The sequence below is a fragment of the Paractinoplanes globisporus DSM 43857 genome, from assembly GCF_000379645.1.
GTDB lineage: Bacteria > Actinomycetota > Actinomycetes > Mycobacteriales > Micromonosporaceae > Actinoplanes > Actinoplanes globisporus.
Genome location: NZ_KB903356.1, coordinates 192897 through 206107, shown reverse-complemented (window position 1 = coordinate 206107; position 13211 = coordinate 192897). Strand labels below are relative to the sequence as shown.

Annotated in this window: 11 protein-coding genes and 1 pseudogene; 9 read left to right on the top strand and 3 right to left on the bottom strand. The window is 70.1% G+C overall.

The features are described 5' to 3' along the window. Positions 1 to 11: 11 nt before the first annotated feature. Together A3CQ_RS0147210 and A3CQ_RS0147205 are read left to right on the top strand one after the other, a co-directional pair. On the top strand, positions 12 to 890 hold the full coding sequence (locus A3CQ_RS0147210) for a helix-turn-helix domain-containing protein (RefSeq protein WP_020517975.1): 879 nt from the start codon (positions 12 to 14) through the stop codon (positions 888 to 890). A 43-nt stretch (positions 891 to 933) separates the two neighbouring features. Continuing rightward, entirely contained in the window at positions 934 to 2664 is a 1731-nt protein-coding gene (locus tag A3CQ_RS0147205; protein WP_020517974.1) for an FAD-dependent oxidoreductase, read from the top strand. Here A3CQ_RS0147205 and A3CQ_RS0147200 read toward each other — a convergent pair. Then, complete coding sequence (locus tag A3CQ_RS0147200) at positions 2661 to 3923, bottom strand: nucleotide sugar dehydrogenase (protein WP_026206997.1); 1263 nt, start codon at positions 3921 to 3923, stop codon at positions 2661 to 2663. The two genes, A3CQ_RS0147205 and A3CQ_RS0147200, sit on opposite strands and share 4 nt — an antisense overlap. Before the next feature lie 59 nt (positions 3924 to 3982). Continuing rightward, positions 3983 to 5800 carry a stealth family protein gene (locus tag A3CQ_RS56505; RefSeq protein WP_020517972.1) on the bottom strand — a complete coding sequence of 606 codons (1818 nt, stop codon included), beginning with the start codon at positions 5798 to 5800 and terminating at the stop codon, positions 3983 to 3985. Positions 5801 to 6080: 280 nt separating this feature from the next. On the opposite strand from A3CQ_RS56505, the gene A3CQ_RS0147190 reads away from it, so the two are divergent. The 4 genes from A3CQ_RS0147190 (at position 6081) to A3CQ_RS0147175 (ending at position 9734) form a co-directional block, all read left to right on the top strand. Further along, complete coding sequence (locus tag A3CQ_RS0147190) at positions 6081 to 6311, top strand: hypothetical protein (protein ID WP_020517971.1); 231 nt, start codon at positions 6081 to 6083, stop codon at positions 6309 to 6311. 64 nt (positions 6312 to 6375) lie between these two features. Continuing rightward, a complete protein-coding gene (gene ffh, locus A3CQ_RS0147185) occupies positions 6376 to 7938 on the top strand; it encodes a signal recognition particle protein (protein WP_026206996.1) in 1563 nt (520 codons plus the stop codon). 60 nt (positions 7939 to 7998) lie between these two features. Continuing rightward, on the top strand, positions 7999 to 8595 hold the full coding sequence (locus A3CQ_RS0147180) for a Uma2 family endonuclease (RefSeq protein WP_020517969.1): 597 nt from the start codon (positions 7999 to 8001) through the stop codon (positions 8593 to 8595). A 62-nt stretch (positions 8596 to 8657) separates the two neighbouring features. Then, a complete protein-coding gene (locus A3CQ_RS0147175; RefSeq protein ID WP_020517968.1) occupies positions 8658 to 9734 on the top strand; it encodes an amidohydrolase family protein in 1077 nt (358 codons plus the stop codon). Here the strand turns inward: A3CQ_RS0147175 and A3CQ_RS56500 are convergent. Then, complete coding sequence (locus A3CQ_RS56500) at positions 9731 to 10246, bottom strand: hypothetical protein (protein WP_020517967.1); 516 nt, start codon at positions 10244 to 10246, stop codon at positions 9731 to 9733. The genes A3CQ_RS0147175 and A3CQ_RS56500 overlap by 4 nt on opposite strands. An 86-nt stretch (positions 10247 to 10332) precedes the next feature. On the opposite strand from A3CQ_RS56500, the gene proS reads away from it, so the two are divergent. The 3 genes and pseudogenes from proS to rpsP all read left to right on the top strand — a co-directional run. Then, positions 10333 to 11739, top strand: a complete 1407-nt coding sequence (gene proS / locus A3CQ_RS0147165) for a proline--tRNA ligase (RefSeq protein ID WP_026206995.1) — start codon at positions 10333 to 10335, stop codon at positions 11737 to 11739. Between the two features lie 8 nt (positions 11740 to 11747). Further along, complete coding sequence (locus A3CQ_RS0147160) at positions 11748 to 12437, top strand: ribonuclease FAU-1 family protein (RefSeq protein WP_020517965.1); 690 nt, start codon at positions 11748 to 11750, stop codon at positions 12435 to 12437. Positions 12438 to 12719: 282 nt separating this feature from the next. Further along, positions 12720 to 13163: pseudogene (gene rpsP, locus A3CQ_RS0147155) on the top strand (30S ribosomal protein S16); the annotation flags it as partial. Between the last annotated feature and the right edge of the window lie 48 nt (positions 13164 to 13211).

The following is a 13211-nucleotide window of genomic DNA, read 5'->3' as shown; positions in this document are numbered from 1 at the left end:
ATGACGTGGCGATGGCGGAGCTGACGGTGCGGGACACCAACGGGATCCTCCGCCAGCCGTGGGTCGCTCCCGAGCGCACCAGTCGCGGCCTCGGCTGGGAGCGGCTGTACGTCTCGACCCAGCACGAGCTGCCGTACCGCGCCTCCTTCGACGGCGCCCGCAGCCACCTGGTCATCCTGCATCTCAACGGCCCGGTCACCGTGCGCCGCGGCCACCTCGGGCTGACCCGGTCGCGCACGATCCCGCCCGGCGGCCTCTTCGTGCATCCGGCCGGGAAGGACCTGACCGTCGAGCTCGGCGGCAGGCTCGACACCGTGCACGCGTACCTCACCGACGACGCCCTGCAGGACGGCCAGGAGCGGCCGGTCGAGCTGGCCGAGGAACTGGGCAGCCTCGACCCGCTGCTGGAACAGCTGCTGCTCGCGCTGGACGGGGTGCTGCGCGGCTGGGAGCCGTCGGCGCGCACCTACGTCGACCACCTCGGCCACCTGCTCGCCGCCCAGCTCGCCCGCCGGCACAGCGTCCGCGCGCTGCCCGTGGCGCCCGTTCCGGTCCGCGCCGGGCTCAGCGACCGGCAGTGGGCCGCGGTGCGCGACCTGGTCGAGTCGCGGCTGGCCGAGCCGTTGCCGCTGCGCACGCTGGCCGCCGCCACCGGGCTTAGCGTCAGCCAGTTCGCCCGGCAGTTCAAGGCGCGCGCCGGGCTGTCGCCGCACCAGTTCCTGCTGGAGCGCCGGGTCGACGAGGCCTGCCGGCTGCTGCGCGGGAGCCCGCTGCCTATCGTCGAGGTCGCCCAGCGCTGTGGCTTCTCCCACCAGGAGCACCTCACCCGGGTGCTGCGGGCCCGGCTGGGCGCGACGCCGGCGGCACTGCGCGCGTTTCGTGCAGCGTGAACGTGCAGGATCGCCTCCGGCGTGACGGCCGAGACTGGCGGGCATGGTGGCTGATGTCGAGACCGAGGTGCTCATCGTCGGAAGCGGGCCGGCCGGCGGCGCCGCCGCGCTGCTGCTGAGCACGTACGGCGTACGCAATCTGGTGGTGACCAAATATGGGCGGTTGTCGGACACCCCGCGCGCCCACATCACCAACCAGCGCACCATGGAGGTGTTGCGCGACGCCGGCATCGAGGACCAGGTCATCGCGCAGGCCACGCCGCAGCACCTGATGGGCGACACCGTCTTCTGCTCGAGCCTGGCCGGCGAGGAGCTCGGCCGGCTGCACACCTGGTACACGCATCCGTCCCGGCGGGCCGACCACGACCTCGCCTCGCCGTCGAGCATCTGCGACATGCCGCAGCACCTGATGGAGCCGGTGCTGGTGGAGAACGCGATCGCCCGCGGCACGTCGTTCCGCTACGAGACCGAGTACCTCTCGCTGGAGCAGGACGCGGACGGGGTCACGGCGACCGTGCGCGACCGGCTGCGCGGCGACGAGTACCGGATCCGGGCGAAGTACCTGATCGGAGCGGACGGCGGGCGCAGCAAGGTGGCCGAGGACATCGGGCTGCCGATGGTCGGCAAGATGGGCGTCGCCGGCAGCATCAACATCGTCTTCGAGGCGGACCTCACGGAGTACACGGCGTACCGGCCGAGCACGCTGTACTGGGTCCTGCAGACCGGATCGGACGTCGGCGGCATCGGGATGGGCCTGGTCCGCTGCGTGCGGCCGTGGCACGAGTGGCTGATCGTGTGGGGTTACGACATCGACGGCGAACCGCCGGACCTCACCGAGGCGTACGCCCGGCGGATCGCGCACCACCTCATCGGCGACGAGTCCGTGCCGGTCACTATCAAGTCGTCCTCGGCGTGGACGGTCAACCACATGTACGCCGAGACATACCAGAAGGGTCGCGTCTTCTGCGCCGGCGACGCCGTTCACCGGCATCCGCCGTCCAACGGGCTCGGCTCGAACACGTCGATCCAGGACGCGTACAACCTGGCCTGGAAGCTGGCGATGGTGCTGCGCGGCGAGGCCGGGCCGGGGCTGCTGGAGACGTACTCGGCCGAGCGCGCCCCGGTCGGCCGGCAGATCGTCGACCGGGCCAACCGCAGCATCGGCGAGACCACCCGCATCTTCGAGGCGCTCGGCCTGCTCTCCACCGGCGACCCCGACCAGCTGCGGGCCAACATGGCGGCGCGCAAGCTGCCCACGCCCGAGGCCGAGAAGCAGCGCCAGGCGTTGCGCGAGGCGATCGCGTTCAAGGACTACGAGTTCAACACCCACGGCGTCGAGCTCAATCAGCGGTACGCGTCGAGCGCCGTGCTCGCCGACGGCACGCCGATGCCGGCCAACCCGCGCGACGACGAGCTCTACCATCACGCCACCACCTGGCCGGGCGCGAAGCTGCCGCACGCCTGGGTCGGCCGGGACCGGACCCGGCTGTCCACGCTGGACCTCGGCGGTCAGGGACGCTTCACGCTCGTCACCGGGATCGGCGGCGAGTCCTGGCGGGCCGCCGCGGAAGGACTTCCGGTCACGGTCGTCAGCATCGGCCCGGGAGCCGATTACGAGGATCTGTACGGCGACTGGGCGCGGCTCCGCGAGATCGGCGACGCGGGCTGCCTTCTGGTCCGCCCCGACAACCACGTGTGCTTCCGCAGCGAGGGCGTCCCGGCCGACCCGGGGGCCGTGCTGCGGGACGCCCTGCGCCGCGTGCTGAGCCGTTAGAGGCGGTGCGCCTCGCGCGCCGTGGTCACGCCACGCGTGTCGAAGAAGCGCTTCGCGACCTGGGCCAGGTGGTCGGCGTCGTACTCCCGGTGATGCTGCACCAGGATCACGAGGTCGGCCGCCGCCGCCGCGCCCTCGAGGTCGTCAGTCCGGGTCACCTCGACGTCGCCCACGGTCCAGGCCGGCACGTGCGGGTCGTGGTAGAGCACGGTCGCCCCGAGCTGGGCCAGGTGGCGGGCGAGCGGGGTGGCCGGCGACTCCCGCTGGTCGGCGATGTTCGCCTTGTAGGTGACGCCGAGCAGCAGGATCGTGGCGCCGTGCACGGCCTGGCCGTCGGCGTTCAGCAGGTTCTGCGCGCGGCGGGCCACGTACCCCGGCATGGTCGCGTTGATCTCCTGGGCCAGCTCGACGAACCGGAACGGGTAGCCGAGCTTGCTGCGCACGTTGTGGCTCAGGTAGTTCGGGTCGATCGGGATGCAGTGCCCGCCCACGCCCGGCCCGGGGTAGAAGGCCTGGAACCCGAACGGCTTGGTCGAGGCGGCGTGGATGACGTCCCAGAGGTCGATGTCGAGCTCGTGGCAGAACCGGGCCATCTCGTTGACCAGCGCGATGTTGACGTGCCGGTACGTGTTCTCGAGCAGCTTCGCGGTCTCCGCCTCGCGGGTCCCCTTCGTGCGCACCACGGTGTCGACGAACCGGCCGTAGAAGGCGGCCACCCGGTCGGCACAGTCGCGGGTGTAGCCGCCGACCACCTTCGGGGTGTTGCGCGCGCCGAAGCGCTCGTTGCCCGGGTCGATCCGCTCGGGGGAGAAGGCCAGGTGGAAGTCGATGCCGGCGGTGAGGCCGGAGAGCTTCTCGAGAAGCGGGCGGACGACCTCGTCCGTGGTGCCCGGGTAGGTCGTGGACTCGAGCACGACCAGCATGCCGGGGCGCAGGTTGCGGCCGATCGCCTCGGTGGCGCCGACGACCGCGCGCAGGTCGGGGCCGTCGCCCTCGGCGAGCGGGGTGGGCACGCAGATGACGGCGGTGCCGGCCGTGGCGATCAGCGACTCGTCGGTCGTGGTGCGGAAGCCGGCGGCCAGCATCGCGGCCACGTCGTCGTCGCTGAGGTCGTCGACGTGCGAGCGCCCGGCTGCGAGCGAGTTGACGACGCCCGTGTTGACATCGAACCCGAGCACGTTCATGCCGACCCGGGTGGCCTGCTGCGCGAGCGGCAGCCCGACGTACCCCAGTCCCAGCACTACAACATCAAAAGTCATGAAAAATCCCCTCGGCTTTGCCCGACGCGAGGCCGGGCGGCGGGTTGGCCCGCGGCGGGTCAGGCGTGCGTGGTGTCGGACGCCGATGGCTGCGACGGCAGCGGGATGTCGGGATGCACCTGGCCGGCCGGCGGTTCGGTGACGGCCGATCCGGCCGAGCGGGCGCTCTGCCGCGCGACCACCGGCGTTCTCGGCGCCTCGATCGCCGCGGGGTGCGGCCGCGGCCCGGTCAGCTCGTAGGGCGACGGGAACGGCAGGTACGACGGCAGGAAGTCGGCGAGCAGCGCCGCCTGCTCCTGGGCGGCCGCCGGCGACGAGTCCGTGTCGTTCAGGCAGAACGCGTCCAGGTGCCGGTCGTGCAGCACCCGGGCCAGGCGCATCGGCGTCGCCGGGTCGGCCAGGTCGGTGTACATGTACTGGATGTCGCCCGGCGCGGCCCGCCCGGTCAGGTAGGCGTAGTACTGCTGCAGCGACGACAGCATCGAGATGTCGTCGGGATGCCGGAACTGATGGCCGGCGGTGGCGCTCACGTGCTCGGCGAACCGCAGCTCGATCTCGGCGAGCACGCTGCGCCGGGACGGGTGCGGCGTGTGCTTCATCTTGCGGGTCAGCACCCGGCCGAACGCCTGCTGGATGAGCCGCCGGTTGTTCTTGCCGGCCGAGTTGGCGGGCGGGTCGGTGGGCAGCCGCGGCGCCGAGTCGACCAGCGCCGGCGACGGGAAGAACCGGGTCAGGCCGCCCGGCGTGAAGAACATCTCGGGCGGCACCGGCCGGCCCAGGAAGACGTCGTCGTTGAGGTAGAGGAAATGCTCGGCCAGCCCCGGGATCCGGTGCAGCCGCGACTCGATCGCCTGCGAGTTGAAGGTCGGCAGCCGCCCGGTGTCGCCGAAGATCTCCCGGTGGCTGACCACGGTCAGGTCGGGCCGGGTGGTGTCCAGCCAGTCCGGCACCTGGTCGGCGGTGACCAGGAAGATGTGCCGCACCCAGGGGGCGAACGCGTGCAGCGCGCGCAGCGAGTAGCGCAGCTCGTCGCGGGAGGCGTACCGCGAGTCGTTGGCGGCCTGCTCGCTGACCTCGGACACCCAGCCGTTCTCGCGCAGCGCGGCGGCCTTGCGCTCGTGCCACACCGGATCGCCGCCGTCCACCCAGGTGTAGACCACGTCGATCGGGAAGCCGACCCGGTCGGAGCTGACCATCGTGAAGATCTCGCGGGTGCGGTAGGCGGCGGGGTCGGACGGCGAGCTGAACGAACCGAAGACCGGCTCGGGCGCGTCCACGATCGGCTCGCCGGCCGGCACCACGTCAGCGACCGGGTTGGGGCGCGGGCCGGTGAGGTTGCCGTCCACGGTCCGCCAGAACTCGATCTCGCAGCCGTACTCCGGTCCGAACACGAGGGTGGCGCCGGGGTCGCTCACCGGACGGCTCAGTCGCAGCACCTCGGCCCGGCGCCGGCCGCGTCGCCCGGTGCGGCCCTTCGGCCGGATCACTTCGAGCAGGCCGGCGTCGCTCGCGCTCAGCGTTTCGAGCAGGCCGATCACCCGGTTGCGATCCTCTTCCCGTACGGCGATGGCCGAGCCCGTCAGGGAGTGGACCGGAACGCGGAACCACTCGATCGCCGCCGTCTCCAGCGCTGTGACGACCCGATCGAGGTTCTCCCGACGTACGCCCGCTGGTGTTGCTCGGTCGGTGACGCGAACCGCGACCCGCGCCAGCCGAGCTCGCCCACCATGGTCGGCCGCGTCGAGCGGCACCACCCACCGGGCCACCGTCAGGCGCCGCTCGGCCGGCAGGTGCCGTAACACCTTGTGCTGAACGCCGGCCAGCACATAGCGCCGGACCGGCCAGGGCGTGTGTCGCAGGATCCGCCGTAGAGGCACGCCTTCGTCCTTCCGCCGGGGTCCGTCGAGTCGACCGCCGCCGGCGTACGGCCATAGCGGTCTGTGACCCTCAACGGCGGTCCGGAACTCGAAGTTGCGGTCGATATCGGATACGGGTGTGACGCCTGATATCGCCGGTATACGCCATTTGCCGAGTGAGGTGGGGGAAAACGGGCGGGTCCGACCCCTACGGGTGGGGCTCAGGGATACGGCCTATGGCAGGGGTTGCCCCGCTGAGGCATGGTGGAGGTCGAGGTTTCAAACCCAGGGGGAGGACCCGATGGGCAAGGCTGTGGCGTTTCTGGTGGCTCTGATCGCCGGTGTGATCGTGGTCGGCTGGGTGGTCAGCGCGCTGATCGGGCCCGTGCTGTTCTACCTGATCGTGGGGGCGCTGGCGATCGCCGGTGGCGCCTACGTCTACAGCAAGGTCAAGAAGGGGATCGCCCCCGGCACCCGCACCCAGCGGCGGATCGAGGCTGCGCAGAAGACGTACCGCATGCGCAACCGGTAAGGCTTCGCGCGGGCGGCTAGGCTTGGCGGCATCGCTTGTCTTCTGACCAACGGGAAGTCATACCGTGTTTGACACTTTGAGTGACCGCCTCTCCGGGATCTTCACCAAGCTCCGCGGCAAGGGCCGGCTCACCGATGCCGACATCGACGCCACGGCTCGCGAGATCCGCCTCGCGCTGCTCGAGGCCGATGTCGCGCTGCCTGTGGTCAAGGCCTTCGTCTTCAACGTCAAGGAGCGGGCCCGCGGCGCCGAGGTCTCCCAGGCGCTCAACCCCGCCCAGCAGATCATCAAGATCGTCCACGAAGAGCTGATCAACGTTCTGGGCGGCGAGGGCCGGCGGCTGCAGTTCGCCAAGACCCCGCCCACCGTGATCATGCTGGCCGGTCTGCAGGGTTCCGGTAAGACGACGCTGGCGGGCAAGCTGTCCCGCTGGCTCGCGGGCCAGGGCCACCAGCCGCTGCTCGTCGCGGCCGACCTCCAGCGCCCCAACGCGGTCAACCAGCTGCAGGTGCTCGGCGGCCGGGCCGGCGTCGAGGTCTACGCACCGCAGCCCGGCAACGGCGTCGGCGACCCCGTCCAGGTGGCGAAAGACTCGATCGAGTACGCGAGGCGCCACGCCAAGGACATCGTCATCGTCGACACCGCCGGCCGCCTCGGCATCGACGCCGAGATGATGCAGCAGGCCCGCGACATCCGCACCGCCGTCGACCCCGACGAGATCATCTTCGTGGTCGACGCCATGGTCGGCCAGGACGCCGTGCAGACCGCCGAGGCGTTCCGCGACGGCGTCGGCATCACCGGCGTGGTCCTCTCCAAGCTCGACGGCGACGCCCGCGGCGGCGCCGCGCTGTCGGTCCGGCACGTGACCGGCGAGCCCATCCTCTTCGCGTCCACCGGCGAAAAACTGGAAGATTTCGACCTCTTCCACCCCGACCGGATGGCCAGCCGCATCCTCGGCATGGGCGACGTGCTCACCCTCATCGAGCAGGCCGAGCAGGCCTTCGACGACGAGCAGAAGGAGAAGATGACCTCCAAACTGCTCGGTGGCGAGCAGTTCACCCTGGAGGACTTCCTCGACCAGCTGGTCGCCGTGCGCCGGATGGGCCCGATCGCCAACATCCTCGGCATGATGCCCGGCATGGGCCAGATGAAAGCCCAGCTCGACGACCTCGACGACTCCCACTTCGACCGGGTCACCGCGATCATCCGCTCGATGACCCCGCAGGAGCGCACCAACCCGAAAATCCTCAACGGCTCCCGCCGCGCCCGCATAGCCAACGGCTCCGGCGTCACGGTCATGGACGTCAACCAGCTGCTCAACCGCTTCGCCGACGCGCAAAAGATGATGAAGCAGATGAGCGGCATGATGGGCCTTCCCGGCGCGCGGCGAAAGGCCACCAAGAGCCCGAAGAACAAGCGCAAGGGCACCAAGGGCGGCTCCTCCCGCCCCCGTCCCGGCGCCGGCGGCGCTCTGCCCCCGGGCTTCCCGGCCGGCGGCATGCCCCAGCTCCCGCCGGGCTTCGACCCGAACGCCCTGGGTGGGGGCGGCGCGGGCGGTTTCAAGCTCCCCAACCTGGACTTCAACAAGCTCACGAAGCCCAAGAAGGATGACGACGACAAGCATTGAGCGGGTTGGCAGACTAGTCGTGAGTAAGGTAGTCTCGTGACATCTCCCGAGGAGGTCCCGATGACTGCGGCCCTGCAGCTGCCTAGCCTGCTGGACGAAAAGCACGATTGGACCGTCGACGACCTGGCGAGCCTTCCGAAGGATCTTCGTTATGAGTTGATCGACGGGAGGCTGATCTTGCCGTCCCCCACCCACTTTCACCAAGAAGTCTGCGCTGAGCTTCGCTCCATGCTCCGCCCCAACTGCCCGCCAGGCTATCGCCCCGTCATCGACGTGTCCCTTGCGGTCGATCAACGGAACGAGCCGCGCCCGGATGTGGTGGTCGGCCGGATGTCCGACGGCTTGCACAGCCCGGCCCCGATCGAGGGTGCGCTGCTCCTTGTCGAGGTCGTCTCACCCACATCGCATTTTCGAGACATGCACGCCAAGGTGAGGGCCTTCGCCGCCGCCGGGGTCGGAAGCTACTGGGTCGTCGATCCGACCTTCGCCGGCGGCGTCGTGCTGACAGAGTTCCGGCTCGGCGACAACGGGCAATACGACCTCGTCACCAGCACGAACAAGGTCTTTACGACCGACGTGCCCTACCCCGTGACCATCGACGTGCCGGCGTTGACGGAGCTGCTCGAGGAGTATCGCCGTGCCGAGCGGGATCGATGACCGACGTGACTCGACCGCTGACCATCCATACAGGTAGGGCCGCGATCGGGTAGGACTTACGCATGGCGTTGCATGTGCGTGGGGCGGTGTTGCCTGAGGGCGAGGTCCGGGATCTCTGGCTGGTGGGGGATCGGGTCACGTTTGAGCCGGTGGCGGGGGCCGAGACCATCAGCGACTCCGGGTTTGTGGTGCCGGGGCTGGTGGATGCGCACTGTCACCTGGGGATCGCGTACGGGGCCAAGCCGATCGAGAGCGTCGACCAGGCGCGGGAGCTGGCCGTCGTCGACCGGGACGCGGGGGTGTTGGCGCTTCGGGATGCGGGGTCGCCGTATCCGTATCCGGAGCTGGACGACGAGGCGGGGATTCCGCGGCTGGCTCGGGCGGGGCGGCACGTGGCTCCGCCGAGGCGGTACCTGCGGGACATCGGGATCGAGGTAGCGGCCGAGGATGTGGCCGCGACCGTGACCGCGCAGGCCAAGGCGGGCACCGGGTGGGTCAAGATCGTGGGGGACTGGATCGATCGGGGGGTCGGAGACCTCGCGCCCTCGTGGGATGCGGGGACCATGACGGCCGCGGTCGAGGCGGCGCACGCGGCGGGGGCACGGGCCGCGGTGCACACGTTCTCGGAAGAGGGCGTGGAGATCATGGTGCGGGCGGGGGTGGACTCCGTCGAGCACGGGACCGGGTTGTCGCTCGATCTGATCGACGAGATGGCTCGGCGGGGGACGGCGCTCGTTCCCACGATGATCAATATTCGGACGTTCGGGACCATCGCCGATCAGGCGCGGGAGAAGTTCGCGGGGTATGCGGACCACATGGTCGCGCTGCGGGATCGGTTTCCGTCGGTGGTGCGGGCGGCTCACGAGGCGGGGGTGCCGATCTACATCGGGACCGATGCGGGCGGGGGAATCCGGCACGGGCAGCAGGCCGAGGAGATGCTGATCATGCAGGAGGCCGGGATCCCGGCCGCGGACATCGTCGCCAGTGCCTCGTGGAAGGCGCGGGAGTGGCTGGGGTTCCCGGGGCTGGTCGAGGGCGGGCTGGCCGACCTCGTGGTCTACGAGGTCGACCCCCGTATCGATCTGCGGGTGGTGCGGGCACCCCGGCGGATCGTGCTGCGCGGACAGGTGATCCGCTAGGCGACCGTCAGCTCGTAGTGGGCGGTCACCCGGAAGCCGTCGCCGGTGCCGCCCTCGAAGTGGACCTGGTGCGGGCCGGGGGCCAGCGGCGGCACCGTCGCCCAGATGCCCCACACGCGCATGGGAATCGACGAGCGGGTGCCGGTGACGTCGTTGCGCCAGGCGCCGCGCACCTCGAACGGGGCCGGGCCGCTGTCGGCGGTCACCACGGGATGCGAGATGTGGTCGACAAACGCCCGGCCGTACGCGTCGGGCATCGGCGCGATCGGGGCGCCGCCGACGTGCCAGATGTTGAACGCCGGGAAGAACAGCGGCCGGCCCGCCGGGACCGTGCAACTCCGGACGGCGTCCTCGCCGTACGTGCCGGCCAGGAAGAAGACGTCGCCGGGCTGGTTGCGGTGCGCGTGGCGGCCGTCGGGGTCGCTGATCGGGTTCCGGCGGGGGCTCGCCGCGGCCGCCCATTGCACCCACCGGACGGCCAGCGCCGGCGTTGTCTCGACAGAGATCGACATAGGCGGGGATCGTAGCCAAGATCGAACGGTCCGGCTGACCCCCGCGGCGGAGGACCGGAGCGACGGCCGGATTAGGATGCTGCCTCATGGCTCGAGTGCTCACTCCCCGTGCGGAAGACTTTCCCCGCTGGTACCAGGACCTGATCGCCAAGGCGCAGCTGGCCGACAACGGCCCGGTGCGCGGCACGATGGTGATCCGGCCGGTGGGTTATGCCATCTGGGAGCGCATGCAGGCCGACATGGACGCCCGCATCAAGGAAGCCGGCGTGCAGAACGCGTACTTCCCGCTGTTCATCCCGGAGAGCTACCTGCGCCGCGAGGCTGACCACGTGGAGGGCTTCTCGCCCGAGCTCGCCGTGGTCACCCACGCGGGTGGAAAGGAGCTGGCCGAGCCGCTGGTCGTGCGCCCCACCAGCGAGACGGTGATCGGCGAGTTCATGGCCAAGTGGGTCGACTCGTACCGGGACCTGCCGCTGCTGCTCAACCAGTGGGCCAACGTGGTGCGGTGGGAGCTGCGGCCGCGGACGTTCCTGCGCACCACCGAGTTCCTCTGGCAGGAGGGCCACACCGCGCACGCCACCGAGGCCGACGCCCGTGAGCACGCCCGCGACGTCCACAAGAACGTGTACCAGGCGTTCATGGAGGAGATGCTGGCCGTGCCGGTCGTGCCGGGCCGCAAGACCAAGGGCGAGCGCTTCGCCGGCGCCACCAACACCATGACCGTCGAGGCCATGATGGGCGACACCAAGGCACTGCAGATGGGCACCTCGCACGAGCTCGGGCAGAACTTCGCGAAGGCGTTCGACATCACGTACTCGTCGGCGGCCGGCTCGGTCGAACACTGCTGGACGACCTCGTGGGGCACCTCCACCCGCATGATGGGCGGGCTGATCATGGTGCACGGCGACGACAACGGGCTGCGGCTTCCGCCGCGCCTCGCACCCATTCAGGTGCAGGTCATGGTGGTCAAGGCCGGCGAGGGCGTCACCGAAGCGGCGGCCAAGCTCCGCGACGAGCTCAAAGCAGCGGGCGTACGCGTGAAGCTCGACGACCGGGCGGACGTGCCGTTCGGCCGTCGCGCGGTCGACGCCGAGCTCCAGGGCATCCCGATCCGCATCGAGGTCGGCCCCCGCGACCTGGCGTCCGGCAACGTGACGGTGGCCCGCCGGGTGGACGGATCGAAGTCGCCGATCCCGATCGGGGACATCGTCGGCGCCGTCACCTCCGCGCTCAAGGCCGACCACCAGCGGCTCTACGACGACGCGCTGGCCTTCCGCGAGGAGAACACGGTCGACGTCAAGACGCTCGGCGACGCGATCGAGGCGGCGCAGACCGGCTGGGCCCGGGTGCCGTGGTCGGCGGTGGGCGAGGCCGGCGAGAAGGAGGCGAACGGCAAGGCGGTCACGGTCCGCTGCCTCACCCGCGAGGACGGCACGATGCCGGATTCCGATGAAGAACCGAACCTGATCGCGTACCTGGCCCGCTCCTACTGAGGCTCGACGTGAGTTTCGCCCCGGGCCGCACGGTCCTGTACCGGAACGTCGACGGCCCGCGGATCGCCTGTGTGCGCCCCTGCCGGGTGGTCTCCGACGACGAGCGCGGCCTGCTTCTGTGGCTGGCCCACGGCAGCGACGTGATCGTCGAGCAGACCACCGACGGCCGGGACATCCGCGACATGCCGTTCGCCGAGTGGGTCCGCCACGACCACAAGAACGTGGTGGAGACCTGGCGCGGCCCCGGCCTGCTCAAGTTCATCCCGCCGGCCGGCGATCACTCGGTCTGGTTCTTCCGCGACGACCGGGGAAACTTCAAGAACTGGTACGTCAACCTCGAGTACGGCGCCCTCCGCTGGGACGACGACACGGTCGCCGGCATCGACGTGATCGACCAGGACCTCGACATCGTCGTACGTCCCGACCGCACCTGGCACTGGAAGGACGAGGACGAGTTCACCGAGCGCCTCAGCTTCCCCGACCACTACTGGGTACGCGACGAGGCGACGGTCCGGGCCGAGGGCCACAGGCTCGTCAAGATCATCGAAGCCGGCGAGTTTCCGTTCGACGGCACGTGGACGGACTACCAGCCCGACGAGAGCTGGCTGGTGCCGTTGACGATCCCGGGGGGCTGGGACCGCCCCCCGGTCAAGAGGGCGAATTTTGGGGTTTTGGGTTTTCCCACTCACGCAGAATGAAGGCCTCGGGCCAGCGAAGCTGGGCCCCAGGCCGGCCTCGGCGGGAGCGACGGTCTGCACCATGCAACCAGATACGACATGAATTTGATGTTGATGTTGGGTTTTGGCCGGATCTACGACCCAGTTGGCGGCTGGAACGAACCCTCTGGCAGAATGGATCCGCTTGGCACGCGTGAGGCGCCCTCTAACTCTGAGCGCGTGGCCAGACCCGAGGCTTCGGGCCCGCAACCCCACGTGGGCCTTTAACCTCAAAACTCACGCAGTCACCAGGAGACTAAACCCGTGGCCGTTAAGATCCGGCTTCTGCGGATGGGCAAGATCCGCAACCCGCAGTACCGCATCGTCGTCGCCGACTCGCGCACCAAGCGCGACGGTCGTGCCATTGAGTACGTCGGCATCTACCAGCCGAAGGAAAACCCCTCGCTGATCCAGGTCAAGTCCGAGCGCGTGCAGTACTGGCTCTCGGTCGGCGCGCAGCCGAGCGAGGCCGTCCAGCGCATCCTGGAGAAGACCGGCGACTGGCAGCAGTTCAAGGGCCTGCCGGCCCCGCCGCCGCTGCTCGTGGCGGAGCCCAAGAAGAGCCGCACCGAGGTGTACGAGGCCGAGGCCAAGTCGGCCGCCGGTGTCGCCGACACCCCCGCCAAGCCGGCGAAGAAGGCTGCGAAGGCCACCGCCGAGCCCAAGGCCGCTGCTGAGCCCAAGGCCGAGGCGAAGGCCGCTGCCGAGCCCAAGGCCGACTCGAAGCCCGCCGAGGCCGCCGAGCCGACCCGCGAG

Excerpts from the sequence above, each read along its gene's own strand:
- A3CQ_RS0147205 (WP_020517974.1), top strand. The coding sequence starts at position 934 with ATGGTGGCTGATGTCGAGACCGAGGTGCTCATCGTCGGAAGCGGGCCG.
- proS (WP_026206995.1), top strand. The coding sequence starts at position 10,333 with ATGGCTCGAGTGCTCACTCCCCGTGCGGAAGACTTTCCCCGCTGGTAC.
- A3CQ_RS56500 (WP_020517967.1), bottom strand. The coding sequence starts at position 10,246 with ATGTCGATCTCTGTCGAGACAACGCCGGCGCTGGCCGTCCGGTGGGTG.
- A3CQ_RS0147210 (WP_020517975.1), top strand. The coding sequence starts at position 12 with ATGGCGGAGCTGACGGTGCGGGACACCAACGGGATCCTCCGCCAGCCG.
- A3CQ_RS0147175 (WP_020517968.1), top strand. The coding sequence starts at position 8,658 with ATGGCGTTGCATGTGCGTGGGGCGGTGTTGCCTGAGGGCGAGGTCCGG.
- A3CQ_RS0147180 (WP_020517969.1), top strand. The coding sequence starts at position 7,999 with ATGACTGCGGCCCTGCAGCTGCCTAGCCTGCTGGACGAAAAGCACGAT.
- A3CQ_RS0147190 (WP_020517971.1), top strand. The coding sequence starts at position 6,081 with ATGGGCAAGGCTGTGGCGTTTCTGGTGGCTCTGATCGCCGGTGTGATC.
- A3CQ_RS0147200 (WP_026206997.1), bottom strand. The coding sequence starts at position 3,923 with ATGACTTTTGATGTTGTAGTGCTGGGACTGGGGTACGTCGGGCTGCCG.